The organism is Streptomyces sp. NBC_00209, from assembly GCF_045206345.1.
Classification (GTDB): Bacteria; Actinomycetota; Actinomycetes; order Streptomycetales; family Streptomycetaceae; genus Streptomyces.
Window position 1 is genome coordinate 2,001,485 of the sequence record NZ_CP108121.1, and the last position, 21,369, is coordinate 2,022,853.

Sequence of the window (21,369 nt, forward strand, 5' to 3'; positions counted from 1 at the left end):
CCGAGGGGCCCGTCCCGCGCACCTGCGCGAGGCGGGCCCCTCGGGCGTACGGCTCAGGTGACGAGCGGTTCGAAGGGCCAGAACCGGGGAGGCGTGTCCGTCGGGCGGGCGGTGACCACCTGACGGCAGGCCATGGCCAGCGGGTGGAGGGGTCCCAGCACCGCGTCGGCCCGGGCACTGTTCGTACGCCCCGGCAGGCGCCGGTCCGCGGGCCGCACCAGCGCCGCGTTCAGCGCCCAGCCGATCGCCCAGGGGTGGTCGTCGCCGACGGCCCGCGCCATCCGGACGACGGCCCGCTCGATGCCCTCGGCCCCCCGGTCCCGGTCGCCGGACGTCCAGCGCGTCAGCCCCAGGTTCCCCCGCGTACCGATGGTGTACGGGTGCTCGTCGCCCAGCATGCTGCGGTAGCCGGCCACCACCTGTTCGTGGAGTTCCAGGGCCTCGCGGGGTTCGCCCGCCTCCCGTCGCACGGAGGCGGTGCCGGCGCTGATCATAAGGGTGAGCGGGGCGTACTCGCCCAGGGTGCGCAGGGCGTCCCGCCGGATGCGGTCCAGGTCCTCCAGCACGGCCGGGGCACCCCTGATCTCGTACCGGCACAGCGCCAGGTGGTAGCGGCCGCGCAGGGTCTGCGGGGCGTTGCCCCCGAGCACCCGCAGATGGTGGTCGACCGTCTCCCGCAGCGCGTGTTCCGCCTCCCGGTACCGGCCGAGGAGCCGCAGGTCCATGGCGAGGTTGAGCTCCGAGTACAGCGCCGGCGGCGCGTCCGGCGACAGCACCGCCCGGCGGAGTTCGAGGCAGCGCTCGTCCAGGGCGAGCGCGTCCTCGTACCGGCCGAGGAGCCGCAGGGAGACGGCGAGGTTGTTCTGCGCGCTGAGGGTGCGCGGGTCCTCGGGGCCGAAGAGCCGGCGGTCGCGTTCCAGGATCGACGCGGACAGCTCCGCCGCCTCCTGATAGCGGCCGAGCCCGCGCAGGTCGGCGGCGAGTCCGCCGGCGGCCCGCAGGTGGTCCGGGTCCCGTTCGCCGCGCTCGGCCGCCAGGAAGTCCGCGGTGGCGCGCTCGACCTTCTCGCTGTTCCGGTAGTCGCCGAGGGCCCGCAGCAGATTGGCGTAGTGGTGGCGCAGGGCCCAGGTCCGGGGGTCGGTGGCGTCGCGTACGTTCCCCCAGGACCGCATCGCCGGTGCGGCGAACCGGATGCCGCTGCCGTACTCGCCGGAGAGGTACATGTAGCGCAGGCAGTTGAGGACCAGTTGGTGCACCTGTGGGTCCGTGCTCTCCAGGACCTCCGCCCATTCGAGGTGGGTGGTGAGTGCGGCGTACGCGGGCCAGTGGTGCGGGTCGGAGGGGTCGCCCGGGTCGGCGGCGGCGAGCGCCCGGGCGGCCCCTTCGGCGAGCGCCCACCGCTCCCGCTCGGGCAGGTCCTTGCGGATGATCTGGTGGACCATGCGGTGCAGATGGACCGACTCGTCGGTCCCCCGGGACTCCACGCGGATCACGGACAACCGGCGCAGGTGGCGGATCGCGCTGTTCCACAGCGGCGGATCGCGCACCAGACGGGCGAGCCCCTCGGGCAGCACCTCCGGCGCCACGGATCTGAGCAGCCGTACGGGGACGGTGCCGGGTGCGAAGAAGCAGCAGAGGTGCAGCAGTTCGACGGCTTCCGGGGCGGTCTCGCGCAGCCGGTTCAACAGGATCGACCAAGCGGTCCGGAAGGCGAGCGGGAAGTCGGCCGACACCCTGACGACGTCCTGTTCGGCCCCTTCCTCCAGCAGTGCGAGGTACTCGTCGACCGGCATGGCGGACTCGCCCAGCCAGCCCGCCGTCTGGTCGAGGAGGAGCGGGAGCCCGTCCAGGGCCTCGGCCAGCCGGGCGGCCTCCGGTCCGGTGAGGCGGGGAGCCCGGCGGCGGACGAAGGCGACCGCCTCCTGATGCGTGTACGGGGGAAGGTCGAGGGCGGTGCAGCCGTGCTCGGTCCACTCGGGGTTGCGGGAGGTGATCAGGACATGACCGGGTCCGGTGGGCACGAGGTCCTGGATCTGCCCGGGTTCGTCCGCGCCGTCCAGGACGAGCAGCCACCGCGCGTACGGCTCGCCGCGACGCAGCGCGTCCCGTACGGCGCGCAGGCGCTCGCCGTACTCGGCACCGGTGGAGAGCCCCAGCTCCGGGGCCAGGTCGGCGAGTTGCTGCCGGAAGGAGGCGCGCCGGTCGGCGGGCACCCACCACACCACGTCGTAGTCGGCCCCGAAGCGGTACACGTACTCCGTCGCGAGCTGCGTCTTGCCGATCCCCGGCATGCCGTGCAGGACGACACGGCCGTCTCGGGCCCCGGCGGCGCGGAGGAGGTCGTACACGGCCATCAGTGGTTCGTCGCGGCCGGTGAATCGGGTGTTGCGGCGGGGCACGCCGCCCCATACCGCGGGTGGGTCCAGCGGGAAGCGGGGGTCTGTCGGCGCTGGGGACTCGTGGAGAAGGGGACTCGTGGGCAGCCCCAGCCGCCGGAGCAGCAGTGCCTCCGCCATCTCCGCGCCGACCCCGGTGAGGGGAGGCGCGCTCAGGACCGCGGCGGCGCCCGGCAACGAGGATTTCGTGAGGGACACCGCGGTGAAGCGGTCCGGGGCGCGGGCGACGACGGCGCGCAGGGCCTGGTCCCAGTCGTCGTGGCTGCGCGAGCCCCGCTGCAAGAAGGAGTCGCTGAGCAGCAGGAGGACGCGACCCGAGGCGCGGGCGGCGAGGTCCCCGAGGGCCTCCGCCAGCGGCTCGTCCGGCGCCGGGTCCCACTCCCGGTGGGTCACCGGCACCCGCCGCTTCAGCCGGTGCCCGATCCACTCCGCCCACGCCCGGTCGTGTCCGGCGGAGCAGATGGTGACGCTCTCGTCGGGCCGCGAGGGCCCGGGCGGCGCGACCGACGGGTTCCGGCGGGGGGCGACGGTGCCTCGCACCACCGCGCCGGGCCCGGCCGACTCCGTGATGGCGCAGGGCAGTTCGGCCTTGCGGACCGAGGCGCCCCACTGGTTGAAGATGGTCAGCCGCAGCACCCCGGGGCCGGCGAAAAGCCCCGCGGTGACGAGGAACGTCGCGGGACCGTACGTGCCGCCGAAGCGGTGCAGGACGAGGCCGGGGTCCTCGATCGCCTCGCAGACGAAGTGCGGCGCGCCCTCCAGGGCGACGCTGAACGTCAGCTCCTCCTCCTCGTACGGCCAGGCGTCGCCGTCCGTGTCCCCGTGGGTGTCGAGCGGGCCGCGCAGATCGACGCTGACGCACTGGACGAGGCCCGGTTCCACCTCGGGGAGCCAGCCCACGACGGGTTCGATCAGCAGCGGGCGTTCGTCAGGGGTCATGGCCGCCCACCCGCCTCGGCCGGTACGGGGGCGCCGTGCGGGCGCGCGGTGAGGCGCAGGGTGCTGAGCGGATGCCCGTAGTACTGGAACATCAGGCTGTAGAGCAGGCGCAGCACGTTCCGCTGCCGGTCCGCGTCGAAGGTGCCGTCGTCCTTGACCATCATCGGGACCCCGCCGCCCGCGAGGAAGGTGTCGTAGACCTCCGCGCGGAAGGCCCGGAGCGCACCGGCGACGGGCCGGCCGGAGTCCTCGGTCACGGTGTCGACGATGCGGCGGATCATCACCCGGGCCTCGGGATCACCGACCGCGCCCGCCGAGACGATGCAGCCGCCCGCGCCGTTGCGCAGGAAGATCTGTGTGAACCCGCGCAGATACTGCCTGCCGTCGCCGCCGTAGTCGAGGAAGCGCCCGGAATGGCAGGCGTTGAGGCAGACCAGGGCCTCGTCGCGGCCCAGGAGGCGCATGTCGAGGTCGTGGTAGTCGGCCCAGGTACCGCCGGCCAGGGTGAGCTTGCTGAGTTCCTGGTCGAAGGTGCCGTGGGAGCCCATGTACACGAGGCCGGTGCGCTGCCCGGCGAGATCGTCCAGGCTGTTCAGGAAGCTCTCGATGCCGAAGTGCGGCCGGTGTTCGTACGGGGCGAAGAACTCCTGGTCGCGGGTCATGTCGGCGTGGAAGAAGCTCAGGACCCGGCCGTCGGGGGCGACCGCCCGGTCCGGGAAGTCGTCCAGCCAGCGCGCCACGTCCACGAGCGCGCCGAGCGGCCCGCCGCGCAGCCCGGCACCCGGTTCCGGGGGCAGGTCCAGGGCTTCCCAGGGCAGTTCGAAGCCGGTCTGGTCCAGGACGACGATCTGGAGGGCGTCGCCGTGGACCCGCCGGCACCGGTTGATCCAGTCCGTCAGCCGGTGCTGGTACGTCGACCAGCGCCGGATGGACCGGAAGAGCTCGGAGGGCGGGGTGCCGCCCCGGCGCGCGTGGCCGAATCCGATGTCCCCGGGCCTGAGCTGGCCGGGTCCCGTGGTGTACGGGAGGTGGTCCACGCCCGCGCACCACGCCTCGACCCCGAACGCGTCGGGGGCGCCGGCGCCGGTGTGGTGGCGCGCGACCCGGACGCGGGCGTACGCCGTGGCCGGCGGGCGGGCGGCGTCCACGGGCGCGGCGCCCAGGCCGCGCGGCTCCGCGGTGCGCGCCTCCCCCGGGCCCGGCGGGCGCCGGCCGGGCAGCGCCTGTGCGGCGGAGGTGACCATGCTCCGGATCAGCCGGAGCCGGCCGTCAGCCATGGCGCGCCTCCCGGTCCGGGGCGCCGGGGGCGTCCTCGTCGTCGGCCCGCCCGACGACCCCGCCGCCCAGGGCCTCGGCCAGGGCGGCCGGGAGGCGGGTGTACGGGGGCCGGCCGGGGTCCACGACGACGCTGCGGAGGCGGCTGCGGCCCAGGGCGCGGATGTGTGCCGCCACGGCCACGGCGTCGTCGACGCCCGTACGGCGCACCGGGCCGTGGACCGGCCGGCCGGTGCGGCTCACGGCGAGCGGGACGTTGCCCCGGCCGTCGGTGGCGACGACCAGGAGCGCTTCGACCGGTCCGGCGCTGTGGTGCCGGAGCGCCCGCCGCAGCGCCTGTCCGGCCAGGTCGAGACCGTGGGCGAGCGGGGTGGCCCGTCCGGGGCGCCTGGCCAGCGCGGCGGCGATGCGGGGGTCCCGGGTGGAGCGGGCGGTGAACGCGCGGGCCCGGAGCTCGTCCGGTTCGCCCCCGCCGCCGACCTCCACCACATCGACGGAGGCCCGGGTGACGTACGCCCAGCGCAGGAACGGTTCGAGGGCCGGGTACCAGTCCCAACCGCCCCGGCACGTGTGGTCGAGGACGACGGTCAGCATCCGTACGGGCTCCGGGGCCCGGACATAGCCGCGCAGGTCCGCCGGGGCGATCACCAGCGGGCCTCCCGTACCGCCCCGGACGGCCCGGTACTTCGCGGCCTCCATCGCGGTGCGGACCGGGGCCAGATCCCACAGGTCGCGGGCGCGCCGCACCCCGGTGACCGGCCCCCGGGAGGTACGCGCCCCCGCGCCGCGCCGGGCCGGTACCCGCAGCGTGGCCTCGCGGTGCCCCGGACCCGCCGCGTCCTCCGGATACGGGAGGTTCACGGCCGGTGACGGTTCACCGGGGGCCGCCGCCGCGCCGAGCGGCTGCGCGGATTCCGGCCCGTGCACGGGGACACCCGCTTCGGCCTCCTGCTCCGCGCCGCGCGGGGGCTCCGGGCGCGGCAGCGGGCGGCCCGCCCCCGGCGGCTCGGGCGGTTCCCCGTCCGGGGCGTGCTCCGGCCGCGCTTCCGGGCGGTGCGGGGTACGGAGCCGGATGAGCCGCGCGGCGCGGTCGACGTGGGCGGGGGTGACGGGGAGCGCGGTGGCGGTGGGGCCGTCCCGCGGCGGGTCCACCGCGTCCGCCGCGCCGTCCAGCCGGCACAGGGTGCGGGCGATGCGGGCCAGGGCGAGGGTGCGCCGGTTGCCGGCGCCCTCCTGCTCGTCCAGGAGGTCCAGCACGGCGGAGGCGGCCTCGTCGGTGAGTGTGACGCGGGGCCGGGGGGTCTGCGGGGCGAGGGCCGTCGCCCAGGCGGCGGGGAGCGGGCCGAGCGGGTCCGGTCCGGGGCGCGGGCGCAGGTCCGGGGCGGCGAGGCGCAGGGCGAAGCGGTCCAGGAGGTGCGGGGAGAGGAGTGCGGCGTCCTCGGACCGGCAGCACGCCAGCCACCGTGCGCGGGGCCGCCAGTGGTGCCGGATGCCGGAGTGCTCCAGGGCGGCGGTGTCCGAGCCGAGTAACTGGACGGCGGCGCGCCGGCCGGGGACGCTGAGCCGGGCGAGATCGGGGACGACGACCAGCCGGGGCCCGGCGTCCGGCTCGGCGAGGGGGCCGGGACCGAAGGTGAACCCGATGCCTTCCGGGCCCCGGCGCACCCGGGGGCGTATCCACAGGTCCTCGTCCACCGTGGCGGAGTCCAGCACGGTCCGGGGCGCGGGGCGGCCGGGCGGGGCCCCGCACGAGCGGCCGAGCAGGTGGGCGAACGTCCTGGAGACGGCGGGCAGGTGCTCGGGCGGGAGGTCGAAGAGCAGGACTCCGGGGAGCGAGGGCTCCAGCGCGGCGGAGACGAGCACGGTGAGCAGGCGCCGGAGGGGCCCGTCCGGCTCGTCCGGGTCCTGGTCACCTGTCGCTCGCACCGGTGTCCCCATGTCAGCCGAAGAGCTCGTCCAGCTTGGATTCCTCGTCCGGCCCCCAGACCGGCTCGGGCCCGTGCACGGAATCGGGCCGGCGGTGGCGCAGGGCGAGCGGCACCACCCGGCGTACGTGGGCACGCTCCACGGACCGGGCGCACTCGCGCGCGGCGAGCGCGCGGGCCGCCTTGGCCACGAGCAGGTCGCCCCGCTGGCCGACGGCCCCGATGCGGGCGGCGGCCTCGGCGCAGAGCCTGCTGATGTCCGGATCCAGCCGGACCGCCGTGAGCCGTTCCCGGGCGGTGACCAGGGCGTCCCGCAGGCGCTCGTTGTCGTCCTCGGCGGCCCGTAACCAGGCGGAGTCCGCGACGAGGCGTTCCTCCTCGAAGGCGAGCACGGTGGTGATCATCCGGTGCCGCTCCTCGATGTCCAGCTCGGCGGCGGTCACCATCAGCCCGAAGCGGTCGAGCAGTTGGGCGCGCAGGCTGCCCTCCTCGGGGTTCATCGTGCCGACGAGCCCGAACGAGACGTGGGCCTCGGTGTCGATGCCCTCCCGCTGCACGGACAGGACCCCGGTGGAGACGACGTCGAGGATGATGTTGACGATGTGGTCGTCCAGGAGGTTGACCTCGTCCACGTACAGCAGGCCCTTCTCGTGCGCCTCCTCCAGGAGGCCGGGCTGCCGCCGCGCCCGGCCGTGCATCAGGGCGTCCAGCTCCCAGCCGCCGAGCACCCGGTCGTCGGTCGCGTTGATCGGGAGGGTGACGGGCAGGCACCCGCCGGTCATCAGCGCGAAGGCCCGCACCACGGTGGACTTGGCCGTGCCGCGCTGTCCGGCGATGAGGACGCCGCCGATGGCCGGTGCGATGAAGTTCAGCTCCAGGGCCAGCTTCAGCTCGTCCTGCCCGACGATGCGGCTGTACGGGAGGATCGGCACGGTCGACGCCTCGGCCGCCGCGTCGCTCACGAGGGCGCCACCACCGTGGACACCCGCTCCTCACGTCCCGGCTGCCAGCGGAAGGTGACCTGGATCTGCGCCTCCGCCCCGGCCTTCACCACGGCGGCCATCCCCGCCTCGAAGGTGATGCCGACCTGGAGCTCGACCTCGTCGGGCCGCAGCCCGTCCCCGAGGTCGCCCAGCCTGCGCATCGCCTGCGACGCGCAGCGCCGGGCGAGGTCGAGGCCGTCCCCGTACAGATCCTGCGCCGCGCCGAGCGCCCGGCGCCCGGCGTTGTCCCGGGTCTCCTCGCTCCCGTAGAGGGAGTCCGCGTCGGTGACGGGCAGCCCGGTGGCGGCGAACGCGATTGCGTCCACGACCACCGGGATGGGGCCGTCCTCGCCGTGTGCCGGCGAACCCACCACAACTGCCATCGTCGCCCCCGAATGAGTTTTGACCGACCTACTGAGCAGGGTTACCGATCACCGATCACCGACGTCACGGCATCAGGTGGTCACCGGCTCGAAGTCCCAGTAGGGACGGTTGCGGGAGCGGGCCGAGACGGTATGGACGTGCTGGGCGCCGAGGGTCGCCGCCAGGTCCTCCAGGGCCTCGCTCTCGATCTTCTCGGCCTTCGTCCGGTCGCGGAGGCCGCGCAGGTCGGCGGCGTGGGCGATGCGGGCGGACAGCGTCAGCGGATGGGTCCGGCCGAGGACCTCCACGGCGCGGGCGATGACGAAGTCCGTCAGCGTCGCCGCGCCCTCGGGGTCACCCACGAGGTTCCGCAGCGCCGAGGCGTTGATGCCGCAGCCCAGTGTCCACGGATGGTGCTCGCCGACGGCCTGCGTCATGCCGGCCAGCGCTTCCTCCAGTAGCGCGTGGGCGTGCTCCCGCTCCCCCACGTTGCGGAGGATCAAGGCGTGGTTGGACCGGGTGCCCGCCGAGTACGGGTGGTCCTCGCCAAGCATGTCCGTGTACCCGTTCACGACCTTCTCGCTTATGGCCCGCGCCTGGTCGATGTTGCCGTGCTCGCGGGCAAAGCAGCTCTGACCGGACGCGAACAGCCTCGTCAGCGGGTCGTTCTCGCCCAGGACGCGTTCGCCCCGCTCCAGGACGCGGGTGAACAGCGTGGCGGCCTGGGTGCGTTCACCGTTGCGGTAGTGACAGAGCGCGAGGTTGTACTCGGCGCGCAGCGTCTGCGGGTTGTCCGACCCCAGAACGCGTCGGTGCACCTGGGCGCTCTGGCTCTGAAGGGAGAACGCCTCGTTGTAGCGGCCGAGGAGGCGCAGGTCGGTGGAGTAGCTGATCTCGGAGATCAGGGTCCAGGCGTGCCGCTGGCGCAGCAACTGGCGGCGCGCGTCCAGAGTGCGCCCGTCGAGTTCGAGTGCCTCTTGGTACCGGCCCAGCAGCCTCATCGTCACGGCCAGGTTGTTCTGCGCGTTGAGCGTGCGCGAGTCCTGGTCGCCGAGCAACTCGCGGTAGCCGGCCAGGAGCCACTGGGAGATCTCCAGCGCCTCGTCGTAGTGGCCGAGACCGCGCAGGTCGGCGGCCAGTCCGCCGGCGGCGCGCAGATGTTCCAGGTCCTGGGGACCGCGCTCGGCGCGCAGGTGTTCCACCGCCGCGCGCTCGATGACCTCGGTGGCCGCGTAGTCACCGACGGCCCTGAGCAGATTGGCGTAGTGGTAGCCGAGGTCCCAGATCCTGGGGTGGTCCTCGCCGAACAGCTCCCGCCAGGCGGCCATGGCGCGTTCACCCAGCTTGATGCCGGCCCGGTACTCCCCCGAGAGGTACATGTACCGAAGGCAGTTGAGCACCAGCGTCTGTACCGCGGGATCGTCGCTCTTCAGTACGTCGGCCCACTTCAGGTGAGGGGTGATCTCGGCGTACGCGGGCCACAGGCGGGTGTCGGTCGGGCGTCCGGGGTCGGCCGCCGCGAGGGCGCGCCGGACAACGTCGATGAACTCCTGGCGGTTCTCCTCCGACATGTCGTGGCCGACGATCTGGTGGACCATGCGGTGCATGTAGATGGACTCACCGGCGGAGGCCGCGTCGACAGCTGACTCGTGGGACTCCAGCCGGACCACGGAGTACTGGCGGAGTTGGTTGATGGCCTTGTTCCACAACAAGGGGTCGCTCATCAGCCCGGCGACCTGTTCCGGCAGGTCCCCCGGCGGCATCTCCTTCAGCAGCCGTACGGGAATCGAGCCGGGTGCGAAGAAGCTGCACAGCCGCAGCAGGTCGACGGACTCGGGGACGGTGTCCCGGAGCTTGTTCAGCAGTATCGACCAGGCGGTCTGGAAGGCCAGCGGGAAGTCGGCGGAGACCTTGACGACGTCCTGGTCGATGCCGCCTTCGAGGAGTTCGATGTACTCCTCCACCGACAGGTCCGAGTCGTTGAGCCACCCGGCGGTCTGGTCGAGGAGCAGCGGCAGGTCTTCGAGTGCCTCGGCCAGCTGGTCGGCCTCGGCCGGGGTGAGGCGCGGGGCGCGGCGGCGGATGAAGGCCACGGACTCGTCGCGCCGGTAGACGGGCACCTCGACCAGGTTGCTGTTGTGCTCGCTCCACTCCGGGTTGCGGGAGGTGATGAGCACGTGCCCGGGCCCGGTGGGCACCAGGTCCCAGATCTGGTCGGGTTCGTCGGCGCCGTCCAGGATCAGCAGCCAGTGGGCGTGCGGGTCGCCGCGGCGCAACGAGTCGCGGACGGCACGGAGCCGCTCACCGTACTCGGGGCCGGTGGACAGGCCGAGTTCCGGGGCGAGTTCGGCGAGCTTCTGCCGGTAGAGGGCGCGCCGGTCGGCCTGCACCCACCAGACCACGTCGTACTCGGAGCCGAAGCGGTAGACGTACTCCGCCGCCAGCTGGGTCTTGCCGACGCCGGACATGCCGTGCAGGGTCACGACCCCGGCGCCCGGTCCGGACTCCTGGAGCGCCCGGTAGGCGTCGGTGAGCAGTTGCTCACGGCCGGTGAAGCGGATGTTGCGGCGCGGCACTCCGCCCCACACCTGCGGGGTGTCGGACGGGAATCGCGGGCCTGCGGGGGTGCCGTCGGGCAGCGGGTCGGTGGGTAGCCCCAGCCGGACGAGGAGCCGCCGCTCCGCCTCCTCGGCGCCGACGTTGGTCAGGTCGGCGGCGCCCAGCGCGGACGTGGCTCCGGGCAGGGCGGACGTGGTGACGCATACCGCCGCGAACCGGTCCGGGTTGGGGGCGACTTCGGAGCGCAGCGCCCGGTTCCACTCGTCGTGGCTCCGGGGGCCGAGCTGGAAGTACCAGTCACTGAGGACCACCAGGACGCGGCCGCGTGCCAGCGTCAGGTCGCGCAACGCCTCCTCCAGCGGAACCGAGACCGGTGGGTCCCAGCGCTGCTGGACGACCGTCACCCCGCGCCGCTCCAGACGGTCCGCGATCCACGCCGCCCAGGCGCGGTTGAAGCCGGCGAAACTGATCGTGACGGTGTTCGCCCCGACTACTCCAACTGGCCTACGCGTTCCGGGCATTCAGCCGTCTCCCTGCCTCGATACGAGCCTTGTCAACATACACCGGAGCACTGTCGCTCCAGCGGGAATCCCCGGCTTCTCACTGCCTTCGAAAGCCGTTCCTCTGCTGCCATATCACCTTGGTGGTGGACACGTGTGCCTGAGCGCGCGCGAGGTGCCCGGAGGGGGGCGGATTGTCGTCCAAACGGTGGTAGACGGAGATCATCTCGTTGACCAGCGTCCGGCCCTCCGCGGTGAGCGCCGCCGAGCCCGCAAGCACGGGCAGCACGGCGCCGACCTGTTCGCGGCAGCGGGCGTGCTCGGCCCATGCCAGGTCATGGTGGGTGACCCGGCGCGCGTGCAGGGCGAACCGCTGCCAGTAGTCGGCGAGCGCCAGGTGCGAGTAGGCACCCTGGAGCAGACCGTCGAAGGGCCGGGGATCGGGGCGCCAGGGGGCGAAGTACCGCTCGGTCGCGTCCTCGCGGTGGAGCGATACCAGGGCGGTGAGGGCGGACAGCTTGGTGTGCTGGAGTTCGTGGACGAGCGTCGAGGCGAAGAAGGCCGCGGTGGCGGGCTTGCTGCTGAGTACGGCCCCGAATGCCTCGCGCCTGGTGGCACTGCAGTGCGCCGCGCCCTCGCCGTCAGGTCCGGCGCCGCCCGGGTGCCCGAGGGGCACCATGCACCGGAGCAGCACGGCCGTCTCGGCGAGGCGGTGTTCGCCGCCGACCCTGAGCAGGGGTTCGAGACCGGACCAGGACTGGGCCCACTCCTTGCGTTCGCGGTCATCGACGTGGGCGGCCCCGCTCAGCCGGTGCGACGGGCGGTCCCCGACCTCCATGCCGTAGGGATCGACGTCGTCGAGGGATACGGGCGCACTGCCCGGCGCGACGGGGCGGAGCATGAGCACCGGAAGCCAGCGCGGGTCGGCCGAGCTCAGGGTCTGGTCGGTGTGGCGACGGACCGTGAACGGCGGACCGTCCTGCGGGGACAACGTCAACTCGTCCCCGCGGTACGAGAGCCGGACCTGGCCCGTACCGGACCGGACGGCGCCGAGCGTGGGCAGGGAGACCAGCCCCCGGCGCGGGGTGAGCCGGACGTCGAGTCCCACCCCCGCCCGCACCGCCCCCGCCGCCGCCAGCGCCGTCAGATGCGCCAGGTCGGCGCGGAGGTCGGGCCCGGCGGGGGCGCCGGAAGTGAGCCCGCCCAGCAGCCGCCCGGCCCACGGCCCCACCAAGGGGTGGAACAGAACGGTTCGCACCGCCCCCCGGTCCGCGTGTTCGGCGGCTTCGAGGAGGGCCCAGTCCTCCCGGAGCCGGTCCAGCAGCGGGGGTGGGCACACGGTGGCCGGGGCGGCCTCCGCCGCGTCGAGCACGGCGCGCAGGAGGACGAGGCGGCGGGTGTCCTGGTCGCGGACGAGCAGGCCCAGCGACGCGGCGTCGCCCTCGGTGCGGCCGAGCTCGCGCAGGACGTGGTCGGGGACGGCAGAACTCATGGGGGGTCTCCAGCGGTTGCTTCGGCGAGCCGGTCCGCGAGGTGGCGGATCAGCCGTTCGAGGTCGGCGCAGTAGACGGAGGGGTTCCGGAAACCGTTGTCTGCGCGGTAGCGGTGTGCGTAGTGGCCGCCCCCGCACACGGTCAGCAGCGGGCAGGCGCGGCAGGCGGCGGCGAGCGCGCCGGCCCCCGCCTGGCGGGCGGCCACGCCCGGGTGGCGCAGCGCCTCGTCGAAGGTGTGGTGGAAGACGTCGAGGCCGGTGGCGGCCGCGCCGTCGTACGCGGACTTGAGCGAGTCGACCTGCTCGATGGAGCCGTCCGTCTCGACCACGACCGCGTTGAGCGGGTCCAGGCCGAGGGATTCGGTCGCGGCGGGCAGCCCGAGGAGGAGCGCGAAGCACTCCTCGAACAGCCGGATCCGGGTCTCCCGCCGGGGCGCCGCCCACCAGCGGTCGAAGACCGTGCACAGCCAGTCGCCGTACGGGGTGGGGCGCCCCGGACCGGGAGCGGCGGAAAGGCCCGGCGGCGGGCTGGACCAGTTGCCGTGCGGCAGCAGGAGGTCCAGGGCCGGAGGGCGCAGGGCGAGCAGTGACTCGTACATCTCCACCGGATCGGTGCCCGGGTCCACGACGGTGAGGATGCCCGCGTACGCCTCGGGGTGGTGGTCGGCCAGGAGCCTGGCGCCCCGGGAGGCGGCCGGCCAGGAGGGGCGGCCCGCGTGGTCGGTGCGCAGGGTGTTGTGGGCGGCGAGCCCCCCGTCGAGGCTGATGCCGACGCGGATGCCGTGCCCGGCGAGCGTGGCGATGCCCGCGTCCGTGAGCAGGGTGGCGTTGGTCTGCACGGTGGTGTGGACGGCGCAGTCCGCCGGCACCCGTGCGCGCACCGCGTCGGCGAGGGCGGCCAGCCGGCCCGGCCCGGCGAGCAGGGGTTCGCCGCCGTGCAGGACGAGGGCGACGTTCGTGAGTCCGTGGGCGGCCGCGTGCTCGGCGATCCGGGCGGCGGTGCGGTCGAGGACGGCGGGCGACGCGGCGGACGGGCGGTCGCGCCAGGTGCGGTCGGGGCCCTCGTACAGGTAGCAGTAGCGGCAGGCCAGGTTGCAGCGGCCGTGCACCTTCACGATGAACTGCTCGAAGGGCACCGGGTGCGCGCGGCTGCGCGCACGGGCGTCACCGCGCGGCGCCGGCTCCGCGGGCCGCTCCTCCCGCGGCGTCGTCCGTCCAGCCATTCGAGCACCCCCGTGCTGTACGCCGGCCGGGATGGCCCCGCCGTCGGCCCGGGGTGAGTGTCCCCGGAGTACGGCGGACGCAGGCCCGGCCAGGGCCATGATGTCCTGATCAGGCACACCCCCGGCCGAAACCGTGCGGTTCACGCTCAGAACGCGTTGGTGAACCCCCAGAGCATTTCCTTCGGCTGCTCCGCCCGCCCGCGCAGATCGGCCACCACCTCGGACAGCACCGGGTGGTCCATCGTCCGCAGGGTCGCCAGGTCCAGGCCCAGCAGGTCCGGCAGTTCGCCCGCGCCGCCCGCGCCCGTTCCCTCGTACCGTGTCGACTCGCTCATCACGCCTCCCCGTACCGCAGCACCGGGCCGGCCGGTGACCCGCTCGCCGTTGAGCGCGTCCCGCCGGTCCCGCATCCGTGACCTGCCCTGTCGTCCTCTGCCCTACGCGTACGCCGGGGCCCGGGCGCGCTCTCCGTCGAGCGCGCCGCTCTCACCGCTCCAGCTCCGCCAGCCGCTCGGCGGTCGCCTCACCCGCCGAGCCGCCGGTGTCCGGCAGTTTGCGCCACTCCTGGCGGGCCGCCCGGTACGCGTCGCGCGCGGCCCGGGGGCGTCCCGCCCTCTCGTACGTCATACCCCGCCAGTGGTTGGCTGTAGCAGCCAACTCCACGGCTTCCTGGAGATGTTGTGGACTCTCCAGCTCCGTTTGCGCCTCGCCGGCCGCGTCGGCGGCCGACCGGAACGCCTCCGCCGCCTCGTCACGGCGGGCCGGGCGGTCGAGGACGCCGGCGGCCTGGAGGAGGGCCCGGCCCAGCTCCAGCCAGCAGCGGGCGGCGGTGAGCGGGGCGGTGGCCTCCTCGGCCGCCAGCTTGAAGAGGTACTCGGCCTCCCGCAGGTCGACCCGGTCCGCCGTGGCGCGGTGGCGCAGCATCAGGGCGCGGCCCAGCATCAGCAGCCGCTCGGACTGCTGGGCGCCGCCGGCCGGCATCTCGGAGCGGCAGTCGCGCAGGACCCGGACCGCCGCGCCGATGTGCGGGCGGCCGTCCGGGAGTTCGGCGCGGCGCAGCAGCGTGGCGCCCCACTCGGCGAGCAGGTCGGTGTAGGCGCGGGAGTCGCGGGGGATGCCCCGGGCCGCGCGGGCGAACCACTCGGCGGCGGCGACGAGTTCGGCGGGGTCGCCGGTGTGTTCGTAGCGGGCGGCCCGGACCCGGCCGGCCCGGGTCTGGAGCTGGGCGCGCTGCCGCTGGTCGCGTACGGTCTCCAGCGACTGGGCGGTGAGGGTGGCGGCCTCCTCCGGCTCGGCGCCCGAGGCGAGCAGCGCGTCGACCAGGTCCAGGACGACGCGGACCTCGGTGCCCATGGTCTGCCCGGTGCTCCGGGTGAACGCGGTGCGCAGGGACCGGGCCGACTGGCGGGCGTACTCGCGGGACTGTTCGCCGTCCTGGGTGGCGCGGGCCAGCTTCAGGAGGGTGCGGCCGTGCTGGAGGGGCAGGACGGCGGGGCGGTTCTCCTGGTCGGGCCAGGCGTCGGCGAACGCTTCGAGCATGCCGCAGGCGCTCTGGAGGAGGGCGGTGTCGCCGTCGAGCCGCCACTGTGCCTCCAGGGCCCGGACCCGTTCCAGGGTGAGGCGGAGGGCTTCGCCGGGCTCCAGGCCGGGGCTGGCGCAGGCAGCGGTGTACTCGCGGTCGGCGCGCCGGAGCAGCTCCAGCGCGCCGCGCCGGTCGCCGCGCCTGCGCCGGTCGTCGGCGGCCGCGTGCAGCACCTTGGCGAGCACCGCGCGTTCCCGTACGGCGCCGGGGCGGGCGGCGGCCCGTTCCGCGGCGCGTTCGGCCTCTTCGAGCAGGTCGGCGCCGCCCTGGACCTCCCACAGGCGCAGCACGCAGCGCGCGTACTCCGCCTGGAGCTCGGTGTCGTCGTCGGGCGCCTGGCCGTGCTCGGCGGCGCCCCTGAGCAGCTGGACGGCGTCGATCAGGCGCTGCACCATCTTGTCGGTCTCGAAGTGGCGCACGAGTTCCCGCGCGCGGCGCACGGCGAGGCCGGCGGTCTGGGGGTGTCCGGGGGTCTTGGGCTCCCGGGTGACGAATCGTGGCGGTACGGGCATGAATCGCTCCAGTACGCGGGCTGCGACTTCGGCAAAGGCGTGGGGGACGCGCGGACCCCCGGGTCTTTCGTTCCCCCCGTTCCCGTCGTGCTCCTCACTGTCGTCGGCGTCCTCCGTGTCCCCGTCGGCGTCCCGGGCGGGGAGGGGCCAGGCGGTGTCGTGCGTGGCGTCGCGGGTGGTGCCGTCGCCGAGCTGGGCGTAGGCCAGGGCCGGGAAGTTGGGCCCGCCCTTGCCGAACCGCTGCTCTATGTACTGCGAGCAGTGCTTGAGTACGAGGAGGGCCTCGTCGCGGCCGAGGGGCCCGAGCAGTGCTTCCTGGACGTCGGGCTCGAAGACGTACCACTGTCCGCGTCCGGTGCCGCCCTCCTGCCGCTTGAGAAGGCCGCTCAGCAGGACCTCGGCGAGTTCGGAGGGGCCGGAGTGGGGCAGCATCGTGCGCTGGACGAGCTGCATGACGGGCAGGTAGAGGGGGGCCGCCGCGAGGTAGACGGCGAGCTGTCCGGCCGCCGGGGAGGCCGTCGAGCGGAACCGGCTGACCAGGTGCAGCGAGGACGGGGCCTCGCCCGGGCGGCGGGCGGGGGCCGCGGGCTGGTCGGCCCGGACCCAGCCGACGGCGCCCGGGACCGAGGCCGCGCCGGTGCCGGAGAGCAGCCGGGCCCAGGCGGCGAGCGCGTCCGCGACCGGTGGCAGCACGGGGACGGCGAGGGCGCCGGGGTGGGCGGGGCCCGTTCCGGCGTCGCCGCTGACCTTGAGGAGGGTGGCCCCGGCCGGGCCCTCGCCCCGGGTGAGGGAGCCGAAGGTGACCGGCAGCCGGGTCCGGTTCCACATGCGCTGCGGCAGCGGCTGGAGCACGGCGACCGGGGCGAGCCGGGCGAGCTGGTGCAGCAGCCGGTGGGCGTGTCCGGTGCGCCAGAGGGGGCCCGCGCAGTCGCTGACCACGACGGTCACCCGGCGTCCGGTGGGGTCGCTGAGCCGGTCCGCCGAGTGGAGCGGGGCGGCGGTGGGGTCGGGGCTGCGACTGACCGTGCAGCCGCCGTCAGGGCCGGGGTGGAGGTAGCGGATCTGGACGTCCCGGAACGCGCCGATCCGGGCGAAGATCTGCTGGAGCTCCTCGAACAGCCGGTCCCAGACCAGCATCGAGGAGGAGGCGTCCATCACGCACTGCACGACGGCGTCGCCGCGCCGGACTCCCCGGAAGACCGGCATGACCACGCCCCCGGCGCGGGCGCTGCGTTCGGCGGTCGCCGACTCGTCCAGGACCTGGCGCAGTGGTGCGGAGACCGGGCGGTAGCGCTGCAACGGGCGAAGTGCGCGGGTCAGTTCGAGGGGGGCGGGCAGCACGGGCGCGGCCGGTACGCCGAGGGGCAGCACGGCGGCGCGGGCGTCCGCACGGGACCGCGCGCCCGCCGGGTCCGGTGCCGGGTCCGGGCCGCCGGTCCGCGTACGGCCGGGGACGGGGTGCAGGGAGATCCGCTCGCCATCTCCCGATGCGGGCGTCTCCTCGCGTCGGGTGTCCGGGTCCGCGTCCGGGGTGCGGACCTCCGGCGTGGTGGTGCGGCGGGGGTCGGGGCGCTCTTCGGCGGGGCTGTGGCCGGGGCGGCGCGCGGGGTCCGGCCCGGCGCCCTCCTCGTCGGGCGCGGACGCGCCGCGGGTCCACCGGGCCAGCCAGAGGGCGTCGCAGAGCTGCTCGACGTCCGGGTCGAGCCCGGCGCCGCGCAGCCGCGCGACCAGCTCGGGCAGTAACCCGTCGTCGTGGAGCTCCGGGGCCCCGGGCCCGCCGCCGCCACCGTTCTCGTCCGCCGCACCGGACATCAGAACCTCACCTCGGCCGGTCGAGTCGCTGGATGAGCAGGTCGGCGAGCCGGTCGCGGCCCGCCGGTGACGCGGCGTGCGTGAGGTATATCGCGTTCAGCAGCTGGTCCGTGGCGAGGAGTTCGGTGCGGGAGCGTTCCAGGAAGTGGGCGATCAGGTCGTCGCTGGCGCGGGCGGCCTCCTCGCCGAGGTGGGCCTTGACGAAGGAGGCGAGGCGCTTGTGGTCGGGGCGGCCGAGTTCCAGGTGGATGCAGCGGCGCATCAGCGGGGCCGGGAAGTCCCGTTCGCCGTTGCTCGTGAGCACCACGAAGGGGAAGGCCCGGCACTGCACCCGGCCGCCCTTGATGCGGACCTTGTTGCCGTCGTGGTCGAGGACGTCCGCCTCGCCGTCGGGCAGCCGGTCGGCGATCCGCTCCAGCTCGGGGATGGCGAACTCGCCCTCCTCCAGGACGTTCAGCAGGTCGTTGGGGAGGTCGATGTCGCTCTTGTCCAGCTCGTCGATGAGCAGGACGCGCGGCCGGTCCGAGGGCAGCAGCGCGGTGCCGAGCGGGCCGAGCCGGATGTAACTGCCCACGCTCTGCGCCGCGTCGGCCCCTTCCGCGCCGCCGGCCGCCGCGTGCGAGGCGATCTGGACGTCCTGGAGCCTGGCGATGGCGTCGTAGTGGTAGAGGCCGTCCTGGAGCGTGGTGCGGCTGACCACGGGCCAGCGCAGCGCCTTGCCGAGTTCGAGCTCCCGCGCCACGGAGTGGGCCAGGGTGCTCTTGCCCGCGCCCGGGTCCCCGGTGACGAGCAGGGGGCGCCGCAGGTACAGCGCCGCGTTGATCATCTCCAGTTCCTCGGCGCCGGGCCGGTGCTCCTCGGCGACGCGCCCGGGGATGCCGAGCCGCCGGTCGGCGGACTCGCCGCCGTCCGCCCCGCCGGGCCCGCGGCCTCCGGTGAAGTCGCGCCAGGGCGGCGGGGGCGGCAGCTGGGGAACCTCGTCGTGCGGTTCGCCGATGCCCCGGTAGATGAGCCACTCGCTCGGTTCACTCATAGCGTGTCCCTCGTTGTCACTCGTCCGCCAGGGGCGGCCTGCGTCGGACGTGCCCTACCGTAGCGATCCGGTTCAACACCCGTAAGGGGAAGGTCAGTTCGCTTACACGACTGATGCTTCGGGTGGCTCACGGCGCCTCCAGGAAGTCGGAGCCCGGCAGCGGACGGTGTGGGTCGTCGTAGTAGAGGGCGGCGCCGGCGGACCAGTACATCTCCGTCCGCCCCGCGCTCACCCCGCGTCTCAGTTCGTGGATCTTCCACGGCAGCCGGTCGTGGGTGCGGGTGTCCGACACCGCCTCGGCCACGCGCCGGTGGAACTCCTTGCAGACCGTGTCGCCCTCCGCCGTGCGCCGCTGGAGCAGCGCCACGCCGAAGCCGCTGTCGAGCAGCCGCACCACCCCGGCCGTCACGTCGGCGTCCGGGTTGCCGTAGCGGCACAGGACGGGCACGGTCTCGTGAGCCAGGGCGCGCAACCGCGCCGACTCCGGTACACGTACCCGCAATTCGTCCTCGCAGTCGACCACCTCGGCCCGGATCGTGGCCGCCAGACCCGCGTCCCACCGGGCGGGCCGCTCATGGGCCGCACCCTGGTACGGGCTGCGCAGCACCACCGGTCGTACGGCTCCGAGCCGCATCCCGGACGGCGGCAGCTCCCAGTCGTCCACCGGGAGGCCGAAGAGCGCGGGCGCGACCACGACCTGGAGCATGGCGGGGCTGCCCGGTTCGTCGCACCGGCGGAACGCCTCGGTCAGCGCGGCGGCGAGCCGGTCCGGGACGGTGCCGAGCGGCACGCCGCGGCTGTCCTCGTCCACGGGCTCCGCCTCGCCGGCCCGGCGGTCCACGGCGACCCGCCAGTCGTACTGGTCGCGGGCCCAGCCCTGGAGGTCCACATGGAGCACGACGCGGTCGCGGTCGCCGTAGAGGACCGGTTCGTCCGCCGGGGCGCGGGCGGCCCGCTGGCGGTTCTGTTCCAGGCGGAGCCGGATCGCGGCCCACTCCACGTCGAGCTGCCGGCGCAGGTCGCGGGGCAGTTCGGTGTCGGCGATGCGCTTGACCCAGCCCCAGAGCGCCTTGGCGTTGCGCACGGAGAGCTGGCCGCAGGGGCGGTCGGCCGCGAGGACGCCCATGCAGTAGCGGACGATCAGCTCGAACCGCGCCTCGCGGTCGCGGGCCCGGGCGTCGTACAGCGCGCCGAGTCCGTCGCGCCAGCCGCGCGGGGCCGGGCGGTGGTCGCGGGCGTACACCCCGGGCAGCCGGTCGAGCAGCGTCAGCAGCGACCGGGTGCTGGCCGGGGGCGAGAGCTCGGCGAGCCGGCCCAGGAGTTCGGCGCGCAGCTTGGGGCCGAGGATGCCGCCGGGCGGGTCGGGCAGGTCGCTCTGCGCGTCGGTCCAGGTCCGCCCGGTCCCGGCGGAGCTGGTGTGCCGGTCGGCGTGGTAGCGGTCGTGGGCGTGGAAGACGGACTGGTATATGTCGTCGGTCTCGGTCTCGACGGGCCCGGCCGGCACCTCCAGGGTGCGCAGTCGTTCCACGCCGACGGCGGTGCCGCCCTGGTGGCCGTTGATCTGCGACTTGATGACGCCGACGACCTCGCCCCGGGCGAGGTCCACCAGCGGGCCGCCGGACATGCCGAGCTCCACCCAGTCGCCGTCGATCCTGACGACCTGTTCGGCGTCGCCCGACCCTCCGTACGAGCCCTTGACGACGCAGACGCCGCTGCGGTTCCGGAGTCCGCCGCCTTGCTCCTGCGCCCAGCCCACACAGCGGACCTCGCGGCTGCGGAGCATCGCCTCGGACCGCTCGGTGACGTACACGCAGGGGTGTTCGACGGGGCGCTGGAGCTGGATGAGCGCCAGGTCGGGGGCCGGCCAGCCGCCCGGGCCCGGGGGCCGGGCGCCGGGCAGGGCGGCGACGACCCGGCCCGGCACCTCGGTCAGTTCCGTGCTGTAGCGGTCCTCCTTGAACCACACGCCCACCATGCCCGCCTCCCCCCGCATCGCCACGTGCGCGCACGTGAGGACCCAGCTGGGTGCGACGAAGAAGCCGCTGCCCAGGAAGTCCCCTTCCGGTCCGTCCTGGGCATACCCGGACGGCGGGCGATGGATGCGTACGGTGGCGTCCTGGACGAGGTCCATGAGGGCGGCCTGGGCGGGGCCGAGGGACCCCTCTGCGCCCCCCTGTTCCCCGAAGGTCATGCCCCGCCGCCGTCGGTGTCGTCCGCACCGCCGGGGTGTGCCGGTGCGCCGGGGGGTGCCCCGGCGGGCGGGAAGCCGGGAGGTGCGCCGGCGCCCGGCGGGGGCGCGAAGGGCACGGCCGCCTGCGCCGGTACGGGGGCGGGCGGGGGCGCGTCGATGGGTGGCCCACCGCCGTTCCAGGTGAGGGTGACCGTGATGGCACCCTTCGCCTCGCCGTCCGCGAGCAGCCCGACGATCCTCCCGGCCTTGGCGGTCAGCTCGATGCCGAACTCGACGCTCACCTCGTCCGGCCGCACCGCGCGCAGCGGCACGGCGAGCGAGCGCGCGACCCCGGTCACCACCGAGTGCAGGCTCTCGACCCGGGCCTGCACCTGGTCCGCGAAGTCCCCGAAGCCGGTGTCCGTATAGGTCGGACCACCGCCGCCGCCCGGCCCGGTCAGCTCCTCGGCTCCGGAGATCCTGGCCCAGACCGGTGTGCCGTCCGGCAGCTCGATGCGCGTAATACGGGACCCACTGTCACCCATGACACCCCCCGTTTCACCAACTACCCGCAGATTAACGGCCGTAGTCGGCGGATGCGGGGT

13 protein-coding genes are annotated in these 21,369 nt (G+C 74.6%); all 13 read right to left on the minus strand.

The features are described from left to right. Window positions 1–53: 53 nt before the first annotated feature. The 13 genes from fxsT (OG867_RS08680) to OG867_RS08740 all read right to left on the minus strand — a co-directional run bounded on the left by fxsT (OG867_RS08680) (window position 54) and on the right by OG867_RS08740 (window position 21,309). Complete coding sequence (gene fxsT, locus OG867_RS08680; RefSeq protein ID WP_406284065.1) at window positions 54–3,335, minus strand: FxSxx-COOH system tetratricopeptide repeat protein; 3,282 nt, start codon at window positions 3,333–3,335, stop codon at window positions 54–56. Continuing rightward, entirely contained in the window at window positions 3,332–4,612 is a 1,281-nt protein-coding gene (locus OG867_RS08685) for a CHAT domain-containing protein (RefSeq protein ID WP_406284067.1), read from the minus strand. Before OG867_RS08685 ends, fxsT (OG867_RS08680) begins: the two co-directional genes overlap by 4 nt. Next, a complete protein-coding gene (locus OG867_RS08690) occupies window positions 4,605–6,536 on the minus strand; it encodes a hypothetical protein (RefSeq protein WP_406284069.1) in 1,932 nt (643 codons plus the stop codon). Before OG867_RS08690 ends, OG867_RS08685 begins: the two co-directional genes overlap by 8 nt. 13 nt (window positions 6,537–6,549) lie before the next feature. Then, window positions 6,550–7,497, minus strand: coding sequence for an AAA family ATPase (locus OG867_RS08695; protein ID WP_406284071.1), 948 nt, complete (start codon window positions 7,495–7,497; stop codon window positions 6,550–6,552). Continuing rightward, window positions 7,494–7,901: a CU044_2847 family protein gene (locus tag OG867_RS08700; protein WP_328902359.1), complete on the minus strand. Its 408-nt coding sequence runs from the start codon at window positions 7,899–7,901 to the stop codon at window positions 7,494–7,496. Before OG867_RS08700 ends, OG867_RS08695 begins: the two co-directional genes overlap by 4 nt. A 72-nt stretch (window positions 7,902–7,973) precedes the next feature. Next, a complete protein-coding gene (fxsT, locus tag OG867_RS08705; RefSeq protein ID WP_406284074.1) occupies window positions 7,974–10,961 on the minus strand; it encodes an FxSxx-COOH system tetratricopeptide repeat protein in 2,988 nt (995 codons plus the stop codon). A 79-nt stretch (window positions 10,962–11,040) separates the two neighbouring features. Continuing rightward, window positions 11,041–12,432, minus strand: coding sequence for an aKG-HExxH-type peptide beta-hydroxylase (locus OG867_RS08710; RefSeq protein ID WP_406284076.1), 1,392 nt, complete (start codon window positions 12,430–12,432; stop codon window positions 11,041–11,043). After that, window positions 12,429–13,655 (minus strand): FxsB family cyclophane-forming radical SAM/SPASM peptide maturase, encoded by a 1,227-nt coding sequence (locus tag OG867_RS08715; RefSeq protein WP_406284078.1) that lies wholly within the window; start codon window positions 13,653–13,655, stop codon window positions 12,429–12,431. The genes OG867_RS08710 and OG867_RS08715 overlap by 4 nt, the downstream gene beginning before the upstream one ends. 146 nt (window positions 13,656–13,801) lie before the next feature. After that, complete coding sequence (gene fxsA, locus OG867_RS08720) at window positions 13,802–13,990, minus strand: FxSxx-COOH cyclophane-containing RiPP peptide (RefSeq protein ID WP_406284080.1); 189 nt, start codon at window positions 13,988–13,990, stop codon at window positions 13,802–13,804. 151 nt (window positions 13,991–14,141) lie between these two features. Beyond that, window positions 14,142–17,561 (minus strand): SAV_2336 N-terminal domain-related protein, encoded by a 3,420-nt coding sequence (locus tag OG867_RS08725; RefSeq protein WP_406284082.1) that lies wholly within the window; start codon window positions 17,559–17,561, stop codon window positions 14,142–14,144. A gap of 7 nt (window positions 17,562–17,568) precedes the next feature. After that, window positions 17,569–18,594 carry an AAA family ATPase gene (locus OG867_RS08730; protein ID WP_406284084.1) on the minus strand — a complete coding sequence of 342 codons (1,026 nt, stop codon included), beginning with the start codon at window positions 18,592–18,594 and terminating at the stop codon, window positions 17,569–17,571. 127 nt (window positions 18,595–18,721) lie between these two features. Further along, on the minus strand, window positions 18,722–20,785 hold the full coding sequence (locus tag OG867_RS08735) for a trypsin-like peptidase domain-containing protein (RefSeq protein ID WP_406284086.1): 2,064 nt from the start codon (window positions 20,783–20,785) through the stop codon (window positions 18,722–18,724). Further along, the gene (locus OG867_RS08740) at window positions 20,782–21,309 is read right to left on the minus strand and encodes a CU044_2847 family protein (protein WP_406284088.1); all 528 of its coding nucleotides are present in this window, start codon (window positions 21,307–21,309) and stop codon (window positions 20,782–20,784) included. The genes OG867_RS08735 and OG867_RS08740 overlap by 4 nt, the downstream gene beginning before the upstream one ends. Window positions 21,310–21,369: the final 60 nt, after the last annotated feature.

What these genes read in the sequence shown, in the direction of transcription:
- fxsT (WP_406284065.1), bottom strand. Translation starts at nt 3,335, where the DNA reads ATGACCCCTGACGAACGCCCGCTGCTGATCGAACCCGTCGTGGGCTGG.
- OG867_RS08685 (WP_406284067.1), bottom strand. Translation starts at nt 4,612, where the DNA reads ATGGCTGACGGCCGGCTCCGGCTGATCCGGAGCATGGTCACCTCCGCC.
- OG867_RS08700 (WP_328902359.1), bottom strand. Translation starts at nt 7,901, where the DNA reads ATGGCAGTTGTGGTGGGTTCGCCGGCACACGGCGAGGACGGCCCCATC.
- fxsT (WP_406284074.1), bottom strand. Translation starts at nt 10,961, where the DNA reads ATGCCCGGAACGCGTAGGCCAGTTGGAGTAGTCGGGGCGAACACCGTC.
- OG867_RS08710 (WP_406284076.1), bottom strand. Translation starts at nt 12,432, where the DNA reads ATGAGTTCTGCCGTCCCCGACCACGTCCTGCGCGAGCTCGGCCGCACC.
- OG867_RS08715 (WP_406284078.1), bottom strand. Translation starts at nt 13,655, where the DNA reads ATGGCTGGACGGACGACGCCGCGGGAGGAGCGGCCCGCGGAGCCGGCG.
- fxsA (WP_406284080.1), bottom strand. Translation starts at nt 13,990, where the DNA reads ATGAGCGAGTCGACACGGTACGAGGGAACGGGCGCGGGCGGCGCGGGC.
- OG867_RS08725 (WP_406284082.1), bottom strand. Translation starts at nt 17,561, where the DNA reads ATGTCCGGTGCGGCGGACGAGAACGGTGGCGGCGGCGGGCCCGGGGCC.
- OG867_RS08730 (WP_406284084.1), bottom strand. Translation starts at nt 18,594, where the DNA reads ATGAGTGAACCGAGCGAGTGGCTCATCTACCGGGGCATCGGCGAACCG.
- OG867_RS08735 (WP_406284086.1), bottom strand. Translation starts at nt 20,785, where the DNA reads ATGACCTTCGGGGAACAGGGGGGCGCAGAGGGGTCCCTCGGCCCCGCC.
- OG867_RS08740 (WP_406284088.1), bottom strand. Translation starts at nt 21,309, where the DNA reads ATGGGTGACAGTGGGTCCCGTATTACGCGCATCGAGCTGCCGGACGGC.